Raw genomic sequence first — 16,129 nt, forward strand, 5'->3', positions numbered from 1 at the left:
ATTGTATCTGCCAGACAGGGATTTTTCAGCGTGCTGCGAGCGTGTCTCTGGCTGATGCTATAGTGCCACTAGATAAGTGGAGATAAGACGTTGGACAACAAAATCTTCGGGCTGCGGGCCTGGATGGATCAGCTCAATCGATCCGAGCTGCCGGCCATGGCGGTGGTGGTGCATGACTTGCTGCGTCTGGCGCAGTCCGAAACCGCGTCGGTCGGGCAGTTGACCGAGGTGCTGATGCGCGATGCCGCATTGGCCACCAAGGTGCTGCGGGTCAGTAACAGTGTCTACTGCAACCCGGGGCGCGAGGTGATCAAGACCCTGTCGCGGGCTGTGGTGGTGGTGGGCTTTGATCAGGTGCGCATGATCGGGCTTTCGGTCAGCCTGCTCGACGGTTTGCTGACACAGTCGCCCCGTGAGCAGCTGCAGGCGTTGCTGGCGCGCTCGTTTCATGGTGCGGTGCAGGCCCGCAACCTGGCCCAGTATCTGGACCAGCGGCAGCAGGAGGAGGTGTTTATCGCCACGCTGCTGAGCCATATCGGTGAGCTGGCGTTCTGGAGCCACGCGGGCAAGCAGGGCGATCGCCTGGCCGCCGCGTTGGCAGAACTCGGTGCCGAGCCGGAAAAGGTCCTGCGCCGCGAGCTGGGTGTCACCTTCGAGCAATTGACGGTGGGCCTGCTGAAGACCTGGAACATGGGCGAGATCGGCCAACTGGTGCAGGCCAGCCGCACCAGCGACGGTCCGGCGGCCAGAGCGGTTGCCCTGGGTAGTGAGCTGGCGGGGCGAGTGGCCAGCGCTGGCTGGACTGATGCCTCGGTGCAGGCACTGATCGAGCCGGTCGCCGAGCTGATCGGCACCGATGCCGAGCATGCCTGGCAGCAGCTGGTCAGCAGTGGTCAGGAGGCCGTGCGCGTGGCCGGTCATTGTTCCAACGCCGACCTGCAGCAGTGGATTCCGCGTGCCGACGACCTGCCGTTGGATCTGTCCGCACTGCTGCAGATGGAGGTGCTTCCTGAGCCTGAGCAAACGCCGTCTGAGCGAGCCCCGGAGCCCGAGCCGGAGCCCCTGCAGCAGCCTAATCTGGAGCTATTCAAGCTGTCGGTCGACCACCTGAAATTGATGGTGCGGGCGGCCATGGACGTCGACACCATCCTCAATACCCTCATGCAGGGGCTGCACCGGGGTGCCGGTATCGAGCGCGTGGCCTTGATGGTGCTGGCCGAGCAGAAAACCCAGTTTCGGGTCAGGGCCGCCATCGGCAAGGGGACGCAGCGCTGGCGTGACACCTTTGTGCTGCCCTGCAGTGGTCAACCAAATGTATTCTCCCACGCCCTTGAGCAGCGTGACTGCTTGCTGCTGGGCGGCGCCGAGCAGGGTGCGCTGACTGCGTTGCTGACAAAGGAGGTGGTGGCGCTGGTTGGCAGCGGCCCTTTGGTGATCGCGCCCGTGGTGGCCGGCAGCCGCCGGGTGGGTGTGTTGTATGGCGATATGCGCCTGTCGGGCCGCGAACTGGCGCAGCCCCAGCTGGCGGCCTTTGCCCGTATGGCCGAACTGACCGGGCAGTGTCTGCAACGTCTGAGTCAGCGCTAAGCCAGCACTGATTCACTCCGCGCCTGCGAGTGGAATTGTTCGGTGCTTCCCTTGCTTCAGCCCGGCAGGCAGACGCCGGTGCCGCCCAGTCCGCAGTAGCCGTTGGGGTTCTTGGCGAGGTACTGCTGGTGGTAATCCTCGGCGTAGTAGAAGGTCGGCGCCGGCTGTATCTCGGTCGTGATCTCGGCCTTGCCTGCCTGTTGCAGGGCATCGGCAAAAGTGGCTCGACTGGCCTCGGCAAAGGCGCGTTGCGACAGGTCGCTGACGTAAATGCCGGAGCGGTACTGGGTGCCCTGGTCGTTGCCCTGGCGCATGCCTTGGGTGGGATCATGGGACTCCCAGAACACCTTGAGCAGTTGCTGCAAGGGCACCTCATGCGGGTCGAATACCACCAGCACCACCTCGTTGTGCCCGGTCTTGCCGCTGCACACTTCCTCGTAGGTGGGGTTGGGCGTCAGGCCGGCGCAGTAACCCACGGCGGTGGTATAGACGCCGGGCACCTGCCAGAAACGCCGTTCAGCGCCCCAGAAGCAGCCCATGCCGAAGATGATCTGCTGCATGCCCTCGGGAAAGGGGCCGTGCAGCGGCGTTTTCAGCACGCTGTGATGGGTTTGGTTAGTGGCAAGCGGCGTGTCGCGGCCGGGCAGGGCTTCTTCTGCCGTGGGCAGACGCAGCTTGTGTTCGGGGATGCGTTGGAAAAACATCGGAACCTCCTGTGTGGCTCAGCGTTGCAGCTCGCCGCGTTGCTCCAGCAGATCACGCACCAGATAGAGCGCCGCCAGCGCCCGGCCCTCGGTAAAGTTGGGCCGCGCAGTGAGCTCGCTGAGCTGGTACAAGTCGACCTGGTCGACGCGGATGGGCTCCGGTTCATCGCCCGGGAGCCGTTTTTCAAACAGGTTGCGCGCCAGGACCACGGCGATCTTCTGGCTCATGTAGCCGGGTGACAGCGACAGATGGGTCAGAAACTCCAGCTGCTGCGCACCAAAGCCGGCTTCCTCCATCAGCTCACGGTTTGCCGCATCAAGCACGTCCTCGCCGGGCTCGACCAGCCCCTTGGGAAGCGACAGCTGATAGTCGTCGGTGCCGCCGCAATATTCCTCGATCAGCAGGGCGGTGCGCGCATCCTGCATGGCGACCACCATCACCGCACCGTAACCCTGCCCCTTGTTGACCAGGCGTTCGTAGGTGCGTTCAACACCATTGCTGAAACGCAGCTGCACTTGCTCGACGGTGAACAGGCGGCTTTTGGCAACGATCTTGGCTTCCAGCGTTTGCGGCTTTTGCGGCATGGAGACTCCGTGGTGATAGGCCGGGGGCTTGGGTATCATAGCCGCACCCAAAGCACATTCCCAAGCCCAAGTCCGAGCCGCCATGCTGAACTGGAACATGATCGATACCGTCTTGCTGGATATGGACGGCACCCTGCTGGACCTGCACTTTGACAACCACTTCTGGCTGGAGCATATGCCCGCCTGCTACGCCCGTCATCACGGCCAGTCGGTCGATTGGGCCAAGTCCGAGCTGTATCCGATGATGCAGGCGATTCAGGGGCAACTGGAGTGGTATTGCCTGGATTACTGGACCCGTGAACTGGGCTTGCCGATTGTCGAACTCAAGCGCGAGATTGCCCACCTGATCAGCCTGCGACCGGATGCCGATCTTTTTTTGCAGACGCTGCAGCAAACCGGGCGCGAAGTGGTGCTGATCACCAACGCCCACCGCGACTCGCTGTCGCTCAAGCTGGAACGGGTGGAGCTGCGCACCTGGATTCAGCGCCTGATCAGCTCCCATGATTACGGCTACCCCAAGGAAACGCAGGCGTTCTGGCATGCCCTGCAGGCGGACATGCCCTTTGACCCGGAGCGTACCCTGTTTATCGACGACAGCCTGAGCGTGCTGCGCTCAGCCCGTGACTACGGCATCGCCCACCTGCTCGCCGTACGCGAACCCGATAGTCGCGGCGCACGCCGTGACACGGAGGAGTTTGAGGCGGTAGAGGGTTATGCGGCGCTGGCCGCAGGGGTCATCCGCGCAAGCGCGGATTGAGCCACAAGCCTCAAGCAAAACCCGTGCGGTGTTGAATCGCGCGGGTTTGTATGGTTCTTTGCGCCATGACGAGAGCATGGTGCGGTAGGGCGGGCAAAGCCAAAGGCGTGTCCGCCAAGGCTTTTAGCTTGCGGCTTGCAGCTTATGGCTTGCAGCTGCCGCTAACCCTTCCCCCTCGTCCGCGTCTGATTGGGCCGTGCGGTTTTCTCTATATAGTCGATGATCAGGCCGGCAACGTCCTTGCCGGTGGTGGCTTCGATGCCTTCGAGGCCGGGTGACGAGTTGACCTCCATCACCACCGGGCCGTGGTTGGAGCGCAGAATGTCCACACCGGCGACGTTCAGGCCCATGACCTTGGCCGCACGTACGGCGGTCATGCGCTCTTCCGGGGAAATCTTGATCAGGCTGGCGCTGCCGCCGCGGTGCAGGTTGGAGCGGAACTCGCCGGGCTTGGCCTGACGCTTCATGGCGGCAATCACCTTGTCACCCACCACCAGGCAACGAATATCGGCGCCGCCGGCCTCACGAATGTACTCCTGCACCATGATGTTGGCCTTCAGGCCCATGAAGGCTTCCAGCACCGATTCGGCGGCCTTCTCGGTTTCGCACAGCACTACACCGATACCCTGGGTGCCCTCCAGCAGCTTGATGACCAGCGGCGCGCCGCCGACCATGCTGATCAGGTCAGGGATATCGTCGGGGGAGTGCGCAAAGCCGGTGACCGGCAGGCCGACCCCTTTGCGCGCCAGCAGCTGCAATGAACGCAGTTTGTCGCGCGAGCGGCTGATGGCGACGGACTCGTTCAGCGGGAACACGCCCATCATCTCGAACTGGCGCAGCACCGCTGTACCGTAGAAGGTGATGGAAGCGCCAATACGCGGAATGACCGCGTCGAAGCCCTCCAGCTCCTCGCCCTTGTAGTGAATCGACGGCTTGTGGCTGGCGATGTTCATATAGGCGCGCAGGGTGTCGATCACACGTACCTCATGGCCGCGCTCGGTCGCGGCCTCGATCAGGCGACGGGTGGAATACAGCTTGGCGTTGCGCGACAGAATCGCAAGTTTCATGGTACTTCCCTTGGCGCGGCTACGGCGGAATGAGGGGTAAGGGGTCAGCCGAGGTTATCGGGCTGTGGTTTGTCCTGCACGAAACGCAGACCCGGATTGATCACCAGTTGGCCATCCTGCATGGCGGTGCAGCCCAGCAGCATGCGATAGCGCATCGCCTTGCGGCAGGTCAGGGTGAAGTCGACCAGCCAGCTGCGGTCACCCAGCACCATGGAGGTGCGGATGACGAAGCGCTCCTGCATCTGGCCGTTGGAGCTCTTGATGCGCTTGAGATCGATCAGCAGGGCTTCGCAGGTGCGGGTTTTCTGCTTGCTGCGGCTGCCGACGTGGGCGTCAAAGCGGACCCAGTCCTGTCCATCGCGCTCAAAGGTGCAGATATTGCTGGCGTGCAGGGCTGAGGTCTTGGCACCGCTATCGACCTTGGCAATCATCTGACTGATGCCAAGGTCGGGCAGCGCGACCCACTCGCGCAGGCCGATCACGCTCAGATGATCAAAGGTTTTCACGCTGGATTCTCCAGGCCGCAGGCCGTTGGGCGCGCATCATGCGGCAACTCTGAAAATTCGACAAGCCTGTTATAGTGACGCGGCAAGAGGAGTACAGACCCTATGCAGGATGTTGGCAAGTTGCGCCTGGACAAGTGGCTCTGGGCGGCCCGTTTTTTCAAGACCCGTTCACTGGCCAAAAGCGCCATTGAAGGGGGTAAGGTGCACTGTGGCAGCGAGCGCTGCAAGGCCAGCAAGGAAATCCGTGTTGGCGATCAGCTGCAGATCCGGCAAGGCCTGGACCAGCGTAGCGTCGAAGTATTGCAGTTATCTGATCAGCGCCGTGGTGCACCGGAGGCTCAGTTGCTCTACCGCGAAAGCGCCGAGAGCATCGCTGCCCGTGAGGCGGCGGCTGCCCAACGCAAGGCGCAGGGCGCCGGCGGACTGATCAGCGATGGCCGACCCAGCAAGAAGCAACGGCGGCAGATCTTTCGTTTTCGCGATGAGCGTAATACACCGTCAGCGGACTGATTGGTTATAATCGCGGCTTTTTAAAGGTGCATCATGGCCGCTCAGGACATTACCCAGCGCTTTATCTTCGACAACGCCGATGTGCGCGGTGAGCTGGCGTCGCTCGACAGCAGCTATCGCGAGATCCTGGCCAAGCATGCCTACCCGCAGCCGGTGCAGGCGCTGCTTGGCGAAATGCTCGCTGCTGCCGTGCTGCTGTCGACCACCATCAAGTTCGATGGCTTGCTGATCCTGCAAGCGCGCTCCAGTGGCCCGCTGTCTACGCTGATGGTTGAGTGCTCCAGCGAGCAGGCAGTACGCGGCATTGCACGTTATGCCGATGACCTGCAGGGCGAGACGCTGAGTGAGCTGATGCCCGATGGCGTATTGGCGATTACCATCGACCCGACCAATGGTCAGCGCTATCAGGGGATCGTCCCGTTGGAAGGCGGTTCATTGGCCGCTGCGCTGGACAGCTATTTTGCCAACTCCGAGCAATTGCCCACCCGTTTCCGTCTGCGGGCCGATGGTCGCGTGGCCCGGGGCTTCCTGCTGCAGGCGCTGCCGGCGGATCGCCAGCGCGATGTCCAGGAGCGTGAGGAAACCTGGCAGCGGCTGAATATCCTGGCCGACACGCTGACTGCCGAAGAGCTGATCAGCCTGGATAACCAGACGCTGCTGCATCGGCTGTACCACGAGGAAGAGGTGCGACTGTTTGACGCGCGCCCGGCCCGCTTTGAATGCAGTTGTTCGGCCGAGCGATCGGGCAATGCGCTGGTCAGCCTGGGGCGCGAGGATGTGCTGCAACTGCTGCAGGAACAGGGTGGCGAGATCACCGTCGACTGTCAGTTCTGCAATAGCCGTTACCGTTACGATGAGGCGGCAGTGCAGGCGCTGTTCGATGCCGCCGCCGAGCACGCGCGCAGTCTGCACTGAGGCAGGCTGCGTCATTGTCTTTTTTTTGGCATAATGGCGCGCCTGCGCGCTAGCCAGCGCTGTATTCCATGGATGAAACCTAATTGAACCCCACAGACTTAGACCGAATTGGTCGGTCTTAGCGCTATATTCGGTCAAAGTCGAAGAGGACCCTGTTTGATGACGCAAGCTACCAACACCGTGTATACCGACCTCAGCGTCGCACATTTGATCGAGCTGGCCATTCAGCGCAACGAAGGCCAGCTGGCCGACACCGGCGCTCTGGTAGTCAAGACCGGCGAGCGCACTGGCCGTTCGCCGATGGACCGCTTCATCGTTGATGAGCCCTCCACCAGCGCTGCGATCGCCTGGGGCGCCGTCAACCGTCCTTTCCCGGCCGACAAATTCGATGGCCTGTGGGCCCGCGTTGCCGATTATCTGGGTAGCAAGGAAAGCTTTGTCTCCCACGTTCACGTTGGTGCCGACCCGCAGCACTACCTGCCGGTGGTGATGGAAACCGAGACCGCCTGGCACAACGTGTTTGGCCGTACCCTGTTCATCAATCCCGAGCAGTACAATCCGTCCGCCAAGGACGCCTGGCAGATCATGAACGCGCCTTACTTTGTCTGCGAGCCTGAGCGTGACGGCACCAACAGCGAAGGCTGTGTGATCATCAACTTTGCGCAGCGCAAGGTACTGCTGGCTGGCATGCAGTACGCCGGTGAAATGAAGAAGGCCATGTTCTCGGTGCAGAACTTCCTGCTGCCGGCCAAAGACGTGCTGCCGATGCACTGCGCTGCCAACGTGGGCGACGACGGTGACACCACCCTGTTCTTCGGTCTGTCCGGTACCGGCAAGACTACCCTGTCCGCCGATGAGGCGCGTAACCTGATCGGTGACGACGAGCACGGCTGGGCCGAAGGCTCTGTGTTCAACATCGAAGGTGGCTGCTACGCCAAGTGCATCGACCTGTCGCAGAAGAACGAGCCGGTTATCTGGAATGCGATCAAGTTTGGCTCCATCGTCGAAAACGTAGTGATCGACCCGCAGAGCCGTCACGCCGACTACACCGATGTCAGCCTGACCCAGAACACCCGCGCAGCCTACCCGCTGGAACACGTCGAGAAGCGCGTCGAGGCCAACCTGGCCGGCGAGCCGAACGCCATTATCTTCCTCACCTGCGACCTGACTGGCGTTCTGCCGCCGGTCTCCATCCTGAACAACGAGCAGGCGGCCTACCACTTCCTGTCCGGTTACACCGCACTGGTCGGTTCTACCGAGATGGGTTCTGGCGGCGGCATCAAGTCGACCTTCTCTACCTGCTTCGGCGCGCCGTTCTTCCCGCGTCCGGCCGGCGAGTATGCCGAGCTGCTGATCAAGCGCATCAACGCCTTCGGCAGCAAGGTCTACCTGGTCAACACCGGCTGGACCGGTGGCTCCTACGGCACCGGCAGCCGCTTCAGCATCCCGACGACCCGCGCGATTATCGCCGCGATTCAGTCTGGCGCGCTGATCGGTGCCGAGACCGAGCACCTGCCGGTTATCAACCTGGATGTGCCCAAGGCCGTTCCGGGCGTTGAAACCAAGCTGCTGAACCCGCGCAACACCTGGGCCAACGGCGCAGACTACGATCAGGCGGCGCAGGATCTGGCCAAGCTGTTTGTCGAGAACTTCAAGAAGTTTGAGGTTTCCGACGCCATCGTTGCAGCAGGTCCGCAACTGGCCTGAGCCGTTAATCCGCTGCTCTGACGAAACCCGCCTGCTGGCGGGTTTCGTGTTTCTGGGCGACAGGCATAGAACATTGAAATAAAAGAGATAAAAAGGGTTGACACTCCAGCGCTGGCCGGTAAAATGGCGCGCCTCAGCAGGGGATATGTGTACCAACCACTGCCTTTGTTGAGGTGTTTCAAGGCCGGTCCGCGATAGCTCAGTTGGTAGAGCAAATGACTGTTAATCATTGGGTCCCAGGTTCGAGTCCTGGTCGCGGAGCCAACTTGAAATAGTACGGGGTATAGCGCAGCCTGGTAGCGCGCCTGCTTTGGGAGCAGGATGTCGAGAGTTCGAATCCCTCTACCCCGACCAGTTTTTTTGAGCATGGGTCGTTAGCTCAGTTGGTAGAGCAGTTGGCTTTTAACCAATTGGTCGTAGGTTCGAATCCTACACGACCCACCACTCAAAACCTTCCTAGCAGAACCTTTCCTTTCTATCTGAATTAATTCTCCTGGCCTGCCTGTTGCGGGTTTTTTGCGTTTCTGGCTGGCGTGTGGGCACGGCATCTAGTTTGTCCGCAGCCTGGCTTGCTGGCTCAACACGCGTCGCTAAATGTCGGGCATGGACTGGCGGGGCTTTGCCAGGGTTAGCCCCAGCAGCACTTAGAGCGCTCTCCGTATTGCTAGGCACCTTCGGAAGAGGGCAGCCCGGGGTAATCGTGTTGTCGGAACATCGGACGCGGAGCGCTATCAAACGCCGTCACTTCTTGCATTGTGCTGTTACTGGGTCAGTCTTTCGCCTTCCCGGCGAGCTAAGGGGGGCTGCTTGCCCAGCCCCCCTTAGCGATCCCCCGGGGCACCCGACTACGCGGCCCTTCGGGTTCGCTGCGTTGCTCGGGCTAACGGGGAGTCATAAAACTCGTCGCTGCGCTCCTCAGACAGCCTATGACTCTTTTTCCCGTCAGGCCTGCGCTACTCGCCCGCGTAAACGGGACGAACCCCGGGTGCACACTCAATCATTCGAGTATTTGGTTAACGGTTTTGGTTGCTTGCCTGTAGCTCTAACTTAGGCTTGCGCGACTCACCAAAACAAAACCCCGCACGCGGCGGGGTTTGTTGGTGACCTCAGAGGCGCTCAGTGCAGCTTCAGGCGCGGCTCGGTGGGTCGGCCGAACTGGTCGCTCAACATCAGCATCAACGTGCGTGGCACGCCGTACAGAGCCATCTGGTGCATGCGGTAGAGGGAGACATAGAACATCCTCGCCAGACGGCCTTCCAGCATCACGCTGCCGGTCAGGTTACCCATCAGGTTACCTACCGCGCTGAAGCTGGACAGTGAGATCAGCGAGCCGTAGTCGCGGTAGCTGTACTCTTTCTGCGGCTTGTCCTCGAGCAGGTTGCGCAGGTTCTTGGCCAGCAGGCTGGCCTGCTGGTGAGCCGCTTGCGCGCGCGGCGGGACAAACTTGCCGGGTTCATCGGTCGGGCAGGCGGCGCAGTCACCGAAAGCGTAGATGCGGTCTTCGCCATTGACCTTCAGGGTGCGGTCGACTTCCAACTGGTTGATGCGGTTGGTGGGCATGCCCAGGCCGGCGAGAAAGGCCGGGGCGCGGATGCCGGCGGCCCAGACCTTCAGGCTGGCGGGAATCTCCTCGCCATTGCCGAGGACCAGGCGGTCGGCCTTGACCTCTTTCACTGGCGAGCCGGTATGCAGGTGCACACCCAGATCGCGCAGGATCTGCGTCACCGGCCCGCCAATGCGCTCGGGCAGCGCCGGCAGCAGGCGCGGACTGGCTTCGATGATATTGATGTTGAGGTCTTCCGGGCTGATGCGGTTGAAGCCATAGGCACGCAGCAGCTGGGCGGCGTGGTGCAGCTCGGCGGAGAGTTCGACCCCGGTGGCACCGGCACCGATGATGGCCACATTGATCGGCTCACGGGCGGCGCCGCGTTCGCTGGCCTGCGCTTTCATGTATTGGTTGAGCAGCTGGCGGTGGAAGCGTTCAGCCTGGGCACGGGTGTCGAGGAACAGGCAGTGCTCGGCGGCGCCGGGGGTGTTGAAGTCGTTGGTGGTGCTGCCGACGGCGAGGACCAGGTAGTCGTAGTCCAGCTCGCGCGGGGCGATCAGCTCAACGCCGTTCTCGTCCTGAATGGCGGCCAGTTGGATGGTACGGCGCTCGCGATCCAGACCGGTCATGGCACCCAGCTGGAAGGCGAAGTGGTTCCACTTGCCCTGGGCCACGTAGTTCAACTCGTCCTCGGTGGAGTTGAGCGAGCCGGCGGCGACTTCATGCAGCAGCGGCTTCCAGATGTGGGTCATGTTGGCATCGACCAGGGTGATCTTGGCCTTGCCCTTGCGGCCGAGCTTGCGGCCCAGGCGGGTAACCAGTTCCAGGCCGCCGGCGCCACCGCCGACAACGACAATGCGCGGGGGCGCGCTGGGGTTTGCTGAGTCTGACATCTTGGTTTCTCACGGATAATGGAAACGGGCGTCAGTCTGCGCTCCGGTTGGCTGTCATCAGGCGGGCGGGAGCTGGCGTGGTCGAGTGATCAGACGGCGACGAGCTGGGCCAGCAGGCGTGACAGTAAACCCAGGCCAACAACCGAGCCGACCACCAGGGCGATGAGTATCCAGACCCGGAACGGGCGGCGCTCTACCTGGTGAACCGGTGAGGCGAGGTATTGGTCAACACGCTTCTGGTCTTCGGGGTGTAGACGACTGGGCATGGGCGGCCTTTTTTGTGTGCATTGCAGTGCGTTGCTGCGCCAAGGCTTGACTGACTTTGCGCTCATTCTAGACCCTCGCCCGCCTGATTGCATTACTCCTTTGGAGCTGCCTGCTATCATCGCTGTCACCAATGGGAGGTTGTCATGTTGTCCGCCGCGCTGTTAACACCCGTGCAATCGCTTCTCTGCCTGCTGATTTATGCTGCGGCGACCCTCTGGGCGCTGACCCGGGTCAGTTGGGTCGAGCTGGTGGCCGACAGCCGTCGGCAGCACCTGTTCTACGGTTGCGCCTTTGCCCTGTTTGCACTGTGGCTGGTACGCCGCGGCTTTGACAGCGGGCTGACGGTGCATTTTCTCGGCCTGACCGCCGTGACGCTGATTCTCGATTGGCCACTGGCACTGGTTGCCGGCGCCATCGCGCAGTTGGCGTTGGTGCTGCTGGGGCTCGACGACCTCGCCGCACTGGGGGCCAACGGGCTGCTGCGGGTGTTGGTGCCGGTCGCCATTACCCTGGCGCTCAGCCGGGCGCTGGAGGCGCGCCAGCCACGCAACCTGTTTCTCTACATCTTCATCAGTGCCTTTTTTGCCGCCGGTCTTAGCGCGGTGGGGACGGTGTTGACCGGCATGGGGTTGCTGCACTGGTCCGGGCAGCTGGTGCCGCCGGGCAGCCTGGTCGAGTTGCTGGGTTATCTGCTGCTGGTGATGTTTCCCGAGGGATTCGTCAATGGCACGGCAATCGCGGCGCTGATTGTCTTCCATCCGGACTGGGTTGAGACGTTCAATACCGACAGGTATCTGCAGGCGCCACTGGATGACGACAAGCCCTGAGGCAGGTCAATGTCCGGGATTGGCGCCTGTGCTCAAATGCATCATCGAACAGGAGAAAACCGATGTCTGCATACAAGATTGCGCAACAGGTCATGGCCGAGGCTATCGAGAAGGCTGCGGCGGCGGGGTACGACGAACAGGCGCTGGCACGCGCGCTGATGAGTGAAGTGATTGCGGTGTACAAAAAAGGCCGCTCGCAGGCCGATATTGCCAGCGAGCTGGATTTCCTGGCCAACAATCTGGATGACGACCAGGATTACGCCTTCATGCGCCCCTGAGGGGCGCAGAGGGGCTGGCTAGGGTCTGTTGCTGTTTCGTGCTCCTCCTGTTATGGGCGCAACGGCCCCACCGGGCAGGCGGGTGAACCAAACGGCAACAGACCTTAGCTTAGTCGCGCACTTCGATCACGCCGTTGGCGCTGACGCTGACGTCTGACTGACCGCCTTCGACCTGCGGCGCGCTGCCAGCGGCGTCGGAGGCCATCATCAGCTTCTCTGCGCGGTAGCGCACCGGTTGCATGTACTGGGTGTTGAGGTTCAGGTTAACGATCTTGTAGTCGCTGCCGCCGAGGCTGCGCGTGGCGATGTCGGCCCGTGCCTTGAACGCCTCGATGGCTTTGGCGATCAGCTGGTCTTCGGTCTCGCGGCGGCTGTCGGCGGACAGGCTGAACTGCATGCTGCCAAGACTCAGGTCGCCCAGCAGCTCACCGGTCAGCGCTGAAATGGCGGCAAAGTCGCTGCCCTCGATATTCAGTTCGCCACGTTCGCGCCAGGCAATGATGTTTTCACCTTTCTCGTCATATACCGGATGGCTGCTGCGGCTACCGCTGCTGACGCGGATGTTCTGGCTCTGGCGGGCGGTTTGCAGCCCGGCGTTGAGGCGCTGGGTGATGGTCTCGGCGAGCTTGGCCGGGTCGCGATCCTGCGCCTCGGCGTAGAAGGTCACTTGCATGGTGTCATGGTTGACCGCCTGCTCGACCTGGGTTTGCAGGGAAATCTGGTTGTAACGTGGCTCGTCGGCCTGGGCGGCGCTGGCCAGCAGGCTGCCGCTCAGTAGCAGGCCGGTCAGGTGCAGAAACAGTGTACGCATGGTGTTCTCCTTGTGCAGTGCTGGATCAGACAGGCGGGTTGCCGGCGGGTTCCCGGACAGCTTGTCGCAGGTAGTTTTTCAGTCGCGCCCCGGCAGTTTATGCGACCCTGTGTCACATCGGCCCCGGCGGCGGGCGCCCTATACTGGAGTTTTTTGCGTGCCCCATCGTACCCTCATGAGTCCCAACACCTTGGCTTTGTCCCCGTCTCGGCAGAACCTCTGGCGCCTGGTGCTGATTCGCCTGCTGGTGTTGCTGGCGCAGAGCGTGTCGGTGCTGGCTGCCTATCTCAGTGGGTGGTTTCCGCTGCCCTGGACACCGCTGCTGGCGGCTCTGAGTGTCTCGGCGCTGGTCAGTATCCTGACGTTGCTAAGGCTGCGCACTCGCTGGCCGGTGACCAGCCTGGAATATGCCCTGCAGCTGCTGTTCGACATGGTCATTCACAGTGTGCTGCTGTATTACTCCGGCGGGCCCACCAACCCCTTTGTGTCCTATTACCTGGTGCCGCTGACCATCGCTGCGGCAACTCTGCCGTGGTTTTTTACGGCGGTGCTGGCGGTAGTGGCGGTCACCTCCTATAGCGCTTTGCTGGTCTGGTATCAGCCGTTGACGGCCTTTGAAATCCCGCTGGGCGGAGGCTTGATCAATCTGCACGTGATTGGCATGTGGCTCAACTTTGCCATGAGTGCCGGGCTGATCAGCCTGTTTGTGGTACGTATGGCCGATGCCCTGCGTCAGCACGCCGAGCGCCTGGCCCAGCGACGGGAACAGAGCGCGCGCGACGCACAACTGCTGGGCATTGCCAGTGTTGCGGCAGGGGCGGCGCATGAGCTGTCTACACCGCTGTCCACCATGAGCGTGCTGCTCAAGGAGATCAGCAAGGATTACGCCGACCCGCAGCTGCAGGAGGACATGGCCGTGCTCCAAGAGCAGGTCAGGCTCTGTAAGGAAAGTCTGCAGCACATGGTGCGCAGCGCCGAAAGCAGTCGCTTGCAGCCGGAGCAGGACGAGTCGGCGGATGTCTGGCTGCGTGCCCTGCTGGAGCGCTGGCAGTTGATGCGGCCGGAAGCGGCCTGGCAATGGTTGCCGCTGCAGCAGGGCACACCGCCAGTGATGCGCGCGACGCCTGAGCTGGGGCAGGCGGTGTTGAACTTGCTGAACAATGCCGCCGATGCTTGTCCGGACAATATTCAGATCAGCCTGCAATGGGATACCCAGCAACTGACGCTGCGCATTCGTGACCATGGGCCGGGCGTGCCGTTGCATATCGCTGAGCAACTGGGCACGGCCTTTGTCACGACCAAGGGCAAGAAGGGCTTTGGCCTGGGGCTATTCCTCAGCCAGGCTGCGGTGGAGCGATTGGGGGGCAGTGTACGGCTGTTCAATCAGGACGGTGGTGGTACCCTGACCGAAGTACAGTTGCCGGTGGCGGCAGGAGAACGTTGATGACCGACGAGTTGAATCAGGAAGAGCAGCCCCGTGTGCTGCTGGTGGACGATGATCCGACCTTTACCCGCGTGATGGCGCGCGCCCTCAGCCGGCGCGGCTTGCAGGTGGATACGGCCGGTGGGGCGGAGGAGGCGATGGAGGTTGCCCGCGCCCAGCGTCCTGATTACGCGGTACTTGATCTGAAGATGGAGGGGGATTCGGGCCTGGTGCTGATGCCGCGCTTGCTGGAGCTCTATCCGGAGCTGCGCATCGTCATCCTGACCGGCTACTCCAGCATCGCCACGGCGGTCGAGGCCATCAAGCGTGGCGCCTGCAATTATCTGTGCAAGCCGGCCGACGCCGACGACGTACTGACCGCCTTGTTGTCCGAACAGGCTGACCCCGAAACGCTGGTGCCCGAGCATCCGATGTCGGTGGACCGGCTGCAGTGGGAGCACATTCAGCGGGTGCTCGCCGAACACGAAGGCAACATCTCTGCCACTGCCCGCGCCCTGGGCATGCACCGCCGCACCTTGCAGCGCAAACTGCAGAAGAGGCCAGTGCGCCGCTAGCGCGCCGCGCTAGCCGCAAGCGGCGAGCCACAAGCTGCAAGCAAAACCCGCGCGGTTGCGAATCGCGCGGGTTTCTTTGTAGCTACGCATGGCAGTAAGGCCGTAGAAATCATTTGATGGCCTAGCCGCCCAACCCAAACTAAGCACGCTTGCCGCTTGCCGCTTGCCGCTAAAGCGCGCCTGCGGCACGCTTAACCGTTCTGCCGAATACCGGTGATGATCCAAGGCTGGTTGTCGCCGTCGGCGCGTTCCAGTGCCCAGCTTTCGTCGAACCACTGACCGGCATCTTCAGCGCTGTCGCGGTCCAGGCCGCTGAAGCTGACGGTAACCAGGGTGTGGCCGTCGCCTTGGCTGATGCCGTCGAGCCGGACTTCCAGGTGATCGACAAAACCGTTCTCGGTTGGGGGCTGGTATGCGCGCTCCTGCTGCAACTGGCGCACCAGTTGAGGCGTCATGTACTCGCTCATGCCGGCGATGTCATTGTCGCGCCAATGGCGCTGCAGGGTGTAGAAGTGCTCCTTGGCGCCACGCAGGAAAACCTCGGCATCAAACCAGGCCGGCGTGTCGTATGGCTGGGCCGGCTGCGCACGCGAGGCGCTGGCTGTCGGGGTGAACAGTGGCGAGGCTTCGCGCTGCATGCTCGCGGGGCCGCCAGCGGACTGCATCTGCGGCTGCGCGCGGCGACTGAACAGCTTGAACAGGACAAAGGCAATCAGGCCCAGCAGCAGGATGTCGAACAGCTGGATCCCCTCAAAACCGTCGCCAAACAGCATGGCAGCCAGCAGACCACCGGCGGCGATACCGGCCAGCGGACCCAGCCAGCGACGGGCGCCGGAGTTGGCCGCAGCGCCCGGTTGTTGCTGGCGTGGTGCCGCCTGCTGATCACGCGGAGCTTGCTGGCGCTGGGCCGGCTGGCTTTGGTGCGTCGGTGAGCTGCCAAAGCTTTTGCCACCACCCATACGGCGCGCTTCGGCATCAGGAGCGCTGACGGTAATCATCAGCAGCACGGTGAAAAAAGGCAGTAACCAACGCATGTTCAACTCTCCATTAGGCGGGACGGCAAGTTTGCCAAAGCGTCACGGGCAATGGCGGGGAATAGTGTGTATGGTTATTTCACAGGCGATGGCGAACCTTGGCGCTCGCACGCAGGTCGTTTCTCAATCGCCTGATC

At 62.2% G+C, this 16,129-nt stretch carries 17 protein-coding genes and 3 tRNA genes; 12 read left to right on the forward strand and 8 right to left on the reverse strand.

Going from position 1 to position 16,129, the window contains the following annotated elements; translation table 11 throughout:
• Positions 1-90 precede the first annotated feature (90 nt).
• Entirely contained in the window at positions 91-1,587 is a 1,497-nt protein-coding gene (locus CNQ84_RS05260; RefSeq protein WP_245841257.1) for an HDOD domain-containing protein, read from the forward strand.
• A gap of 56 nt (positions 1,588-1,643) precedes the next feature.
• Here the strand turns inward: CNQ84_RS05260 and msrA are convergent, their stop codons facing one another.
• The gene (msrA, locus tag CNQ84_RS05265; RefSeq protein WP_096003864.1) at positions 1,644-2,291 is read right to left on the reverse strand and encodes a peptide-methionine (S)-S-oxide reductase MsrA; all 648 of its coding nucleotides are present in this window, start codon (positions 2,289-2,291) and stop codon (positions 1,644-1,646) included.
• 18 nt (positions 2,292-2,309) lie between these two features.
• A complete protein-coding gene (gene nudE / locus CNQ84_RS05270) occupies positions 2,310-2,876 on the reverse strand; it encodes an ADP compounds hydrolase NudE (RefSeq protein WP_096003865.1) in 567 nt (188 codons plus the stop codon).
• A gap of 82 nt (positions 2,877-2,958) precedes the next feature.
• Here nudE and yrfG point away from each other — a divergent pair, with 82 nt between their 5' ends.
• The gene (yrfG, locus tag CNQ84_RS05275; RefSeq protein ID WP_096003866.1) at positions 2,959-3,633 is read left to right on the forward strand and encodes a GMP/IMP nucleotidase; all 675 of its coding nucleotides are present in this window, start codon (positions 2,959-2,961) and stop codon (positions 3,631-3,633) included.
• 161 nt (positions 3,634-3,794) lie between these two features.
• Here the strand turns inward: yrfG and rimK are convergent, their stop codons facing one another.
• Positions 3,795-4,700: a 30S ribosomal protein S6--L-glutamate ligase gene (rimK, locus tag CNQ84_RS05280; protein ID WP_096003867.1), complete on the reverse strand. Its 906-nt coding sequence runs from the start codon at positions 4,698-4,700 to the stop codon at positions 3,795-3,797.
• A 44-nt stretch (positions 4,701-4,744) separates the two neighbouring features.
• Positions 4,745-5,206: a retropepsin-like aspartic endopeptidase RimB gene (gene rimB / locus CNQ84_RS05285; protein WP_096003868.1), complete on the reverse strand. Its 462-nt coding sequence runs from the start codon at positions 5,204-5,206 to the stop codon at positions 4,745-4,747.
• A gap of 102 nt (positions 5,207-5,308) precedes the next feature.
• Between rimB and CNQ84_RS05290 the strand changes: the two genes are divergently transcribed.
• The 6 genes from CNQ84_RS05290 to CNQ84_RS05315 all read left to right on the forward strand — a co-directional run bounded on the left by CNQ84_RS05290 (position 5,309) and on the right by CNQ84_RS05315 (position 8,782).
• Entirely contained in the window at positions 5,309-5,716 is a 408-nt protein-coding gene (locus CNQ84_RS05290) for an RNA-binding S4 domain-containing protein (protein ID WP_096003869.1), read from the forward strand.
• 33 nt (positions 5,717-5,749) lie between these two features.
• Positions 5,750-6,631 carry an Hsp33 family molecular chaperone HslO gene (gene hslO / locus CNQ84_RS05295; protein WP_096003870.1) on the forward strand — a complete coding sequence of 294 codons (882 nt, stop codon included), beginning with the start codon at positions 5,750-5,752 and terminating at the stop codon, positions 6,629-6,631.
• 159 nt (positions 6,632-6,790) lie between these two features.
• A complete protein-coding gene (locus CNQ84_RS05300; RefSeq protein ID WP_096003871.1) occupies positions 6,791-8,338 on the forward strand; it encodes a phosphoenolpyruvate carboxykinase in 1,548 nt (515 codons plus the stop codon).
• A 188-nt stretch (positions 8,339-8,526) separates the two neighbouring features.
• Positions 8,527-8,602 (forward strand) — tRNA-Asn (locus CNQ84_RS05305).
• A gap of 13 nt (positions 8,603-8,615) precedes the next feature.
• Positions 8,616-8,692, forward strand: a tRNA-Pro gene (locus CNQ84_RS05310).
• Positions 8,693-8,706: 14 nt separating this feature from the next.
• Positions 8,707-8,782 (forward strand) — tRNA-Lys (locus CNQ84_RS05315).
• Positions 8,783-9,454: 672 nt separating this feature from the next.
• Here CNQ84_RS05315 and CNQ84_RS05320 read toward each other — a convergent pair.
• A complete protein-coding gene (locus CNQ84_RS05320) occupies positions 9,455-10,777 on the reverse strand; it encodes an NAD(P)/FAD-dependent oxidoreductase (RefSeq protein WP_096003872.1) in 1,323 nt (440 codons plus the stop codon).
• A gap of 89 nt (positions 10,778-10,866) precedes the next feature.
• Positions 10,867-11,043 carry a DUF3094 family protein gene (locus tag CNQ84_RS05325; RefSeq protein WP_083727909.1) on the reverse strand — a complete coding sequence of 59 codons (177 nt, stop codon included), beginning with the start codon at positions 11,041-11,043 and terminating at the stop codon, positions 10,867-10,869.
• A gap of 144 nt (positions 11,044-11,187) precedes the next feature.
• Between CNQ84_RS05325 and CNQ84_RS05330 the strand changes: the two genes are divergently transcribed.
• Complete coding sequence (locus CNQ84_RS05330; RefSeq protein WP_096003873.1) at positions 11,188-11,871, forward strand: energy-coupling factor ABC transporter permease; 684 nt, start codon at positions 11,188-11,190, stop codon at positions 11,869-11,871.
• Between the two features lie 62 nt (positions 11,872-11,933).
• A complete protein-coding gene (locus tag CNQ84_RS05335) occupies positions 11,934-12,149 on the forward strand; it encodes a hypothetical protein (RefSeq protein WP_096003874.1) in 216 nt (71 codons plus the stop codon).
• 109 nt (positions 12,150-12,258) lie between these two features.
• Here CNQ84_RS05335 and CNQ84_RS05340 read toward each other — a convergent pair whose 3' ends face one another.
• A complete protein-coding gene (locus CNQ84_RS05340; protein WP_096003875.1) occupies positions 12,259-12,960 on the reverse strand; it encodes an SIMPL domain-containing protein in 702 nt (233 codons plus the stop codon).
• Positions 12,961-13,135: 175 nt separating this feature from the next.
• Between CNQ84_RS05340 and CNQ84_RS05345 the strand changes: the two genes are divergently transcribed.
• Together CNQ84_RS05345 and CNQ84_RS05350 are read left to right on the forward strand one after the other, a co-directional pair.
• On the forward strand, positions 13,136-14,404 hold the full coding sequence (locus CNQ84_RS05345) for an ATP-binding protein (protein WP_096003876.1): 1,269 nt from the start codon (positions 13,136-13,138) through the stop codon (positions 14,402-14,404).
• Entirely contained in the window at positions 14,404-14,958 is a 555-nt protein-coding gene (locus tag CNQ84_RS05350) for a response regulator transcription factor (RefSeq protein ID WP_096003877.1), read from the forward strand. The genes CNQ84_RS05345 and CNQ84_RS05350 overlap by 1 nt, the downstream gene beginning before the upstream one ends.
• Before the next feature lie 191 nt (positions 14,959-15,149).
• Here the strand turns inward: CNQ84_RS05350 and CNQ84_RS05355 are convergent, their stop codons facing one another.
• Positions 15,150-15,992 carry a Tim44 domain-containing protein gene (locus tag CNQ84_RS05355; protein WP_096003878.1) on the reverse strand — a complete coding sequence of 281 codons (843 nt, stop codon included), beginning with the start codon at positions 15,990-15,992 and terminating at the stop codon, positions 15,150-15,152.
• Positions 15,993-16,129: the final 137 nt, after the last annotated feature.

It is taken from the genome of Pseudomonas abyssi, assembly GCF_002307495.1.
GTDB lineage: Bacteria > Pseudomonadota > Gammaproteobacteria > Pseudomonadales > Pseudomonadaceae > Halopseudomonas > Halopseudomonas abyssi.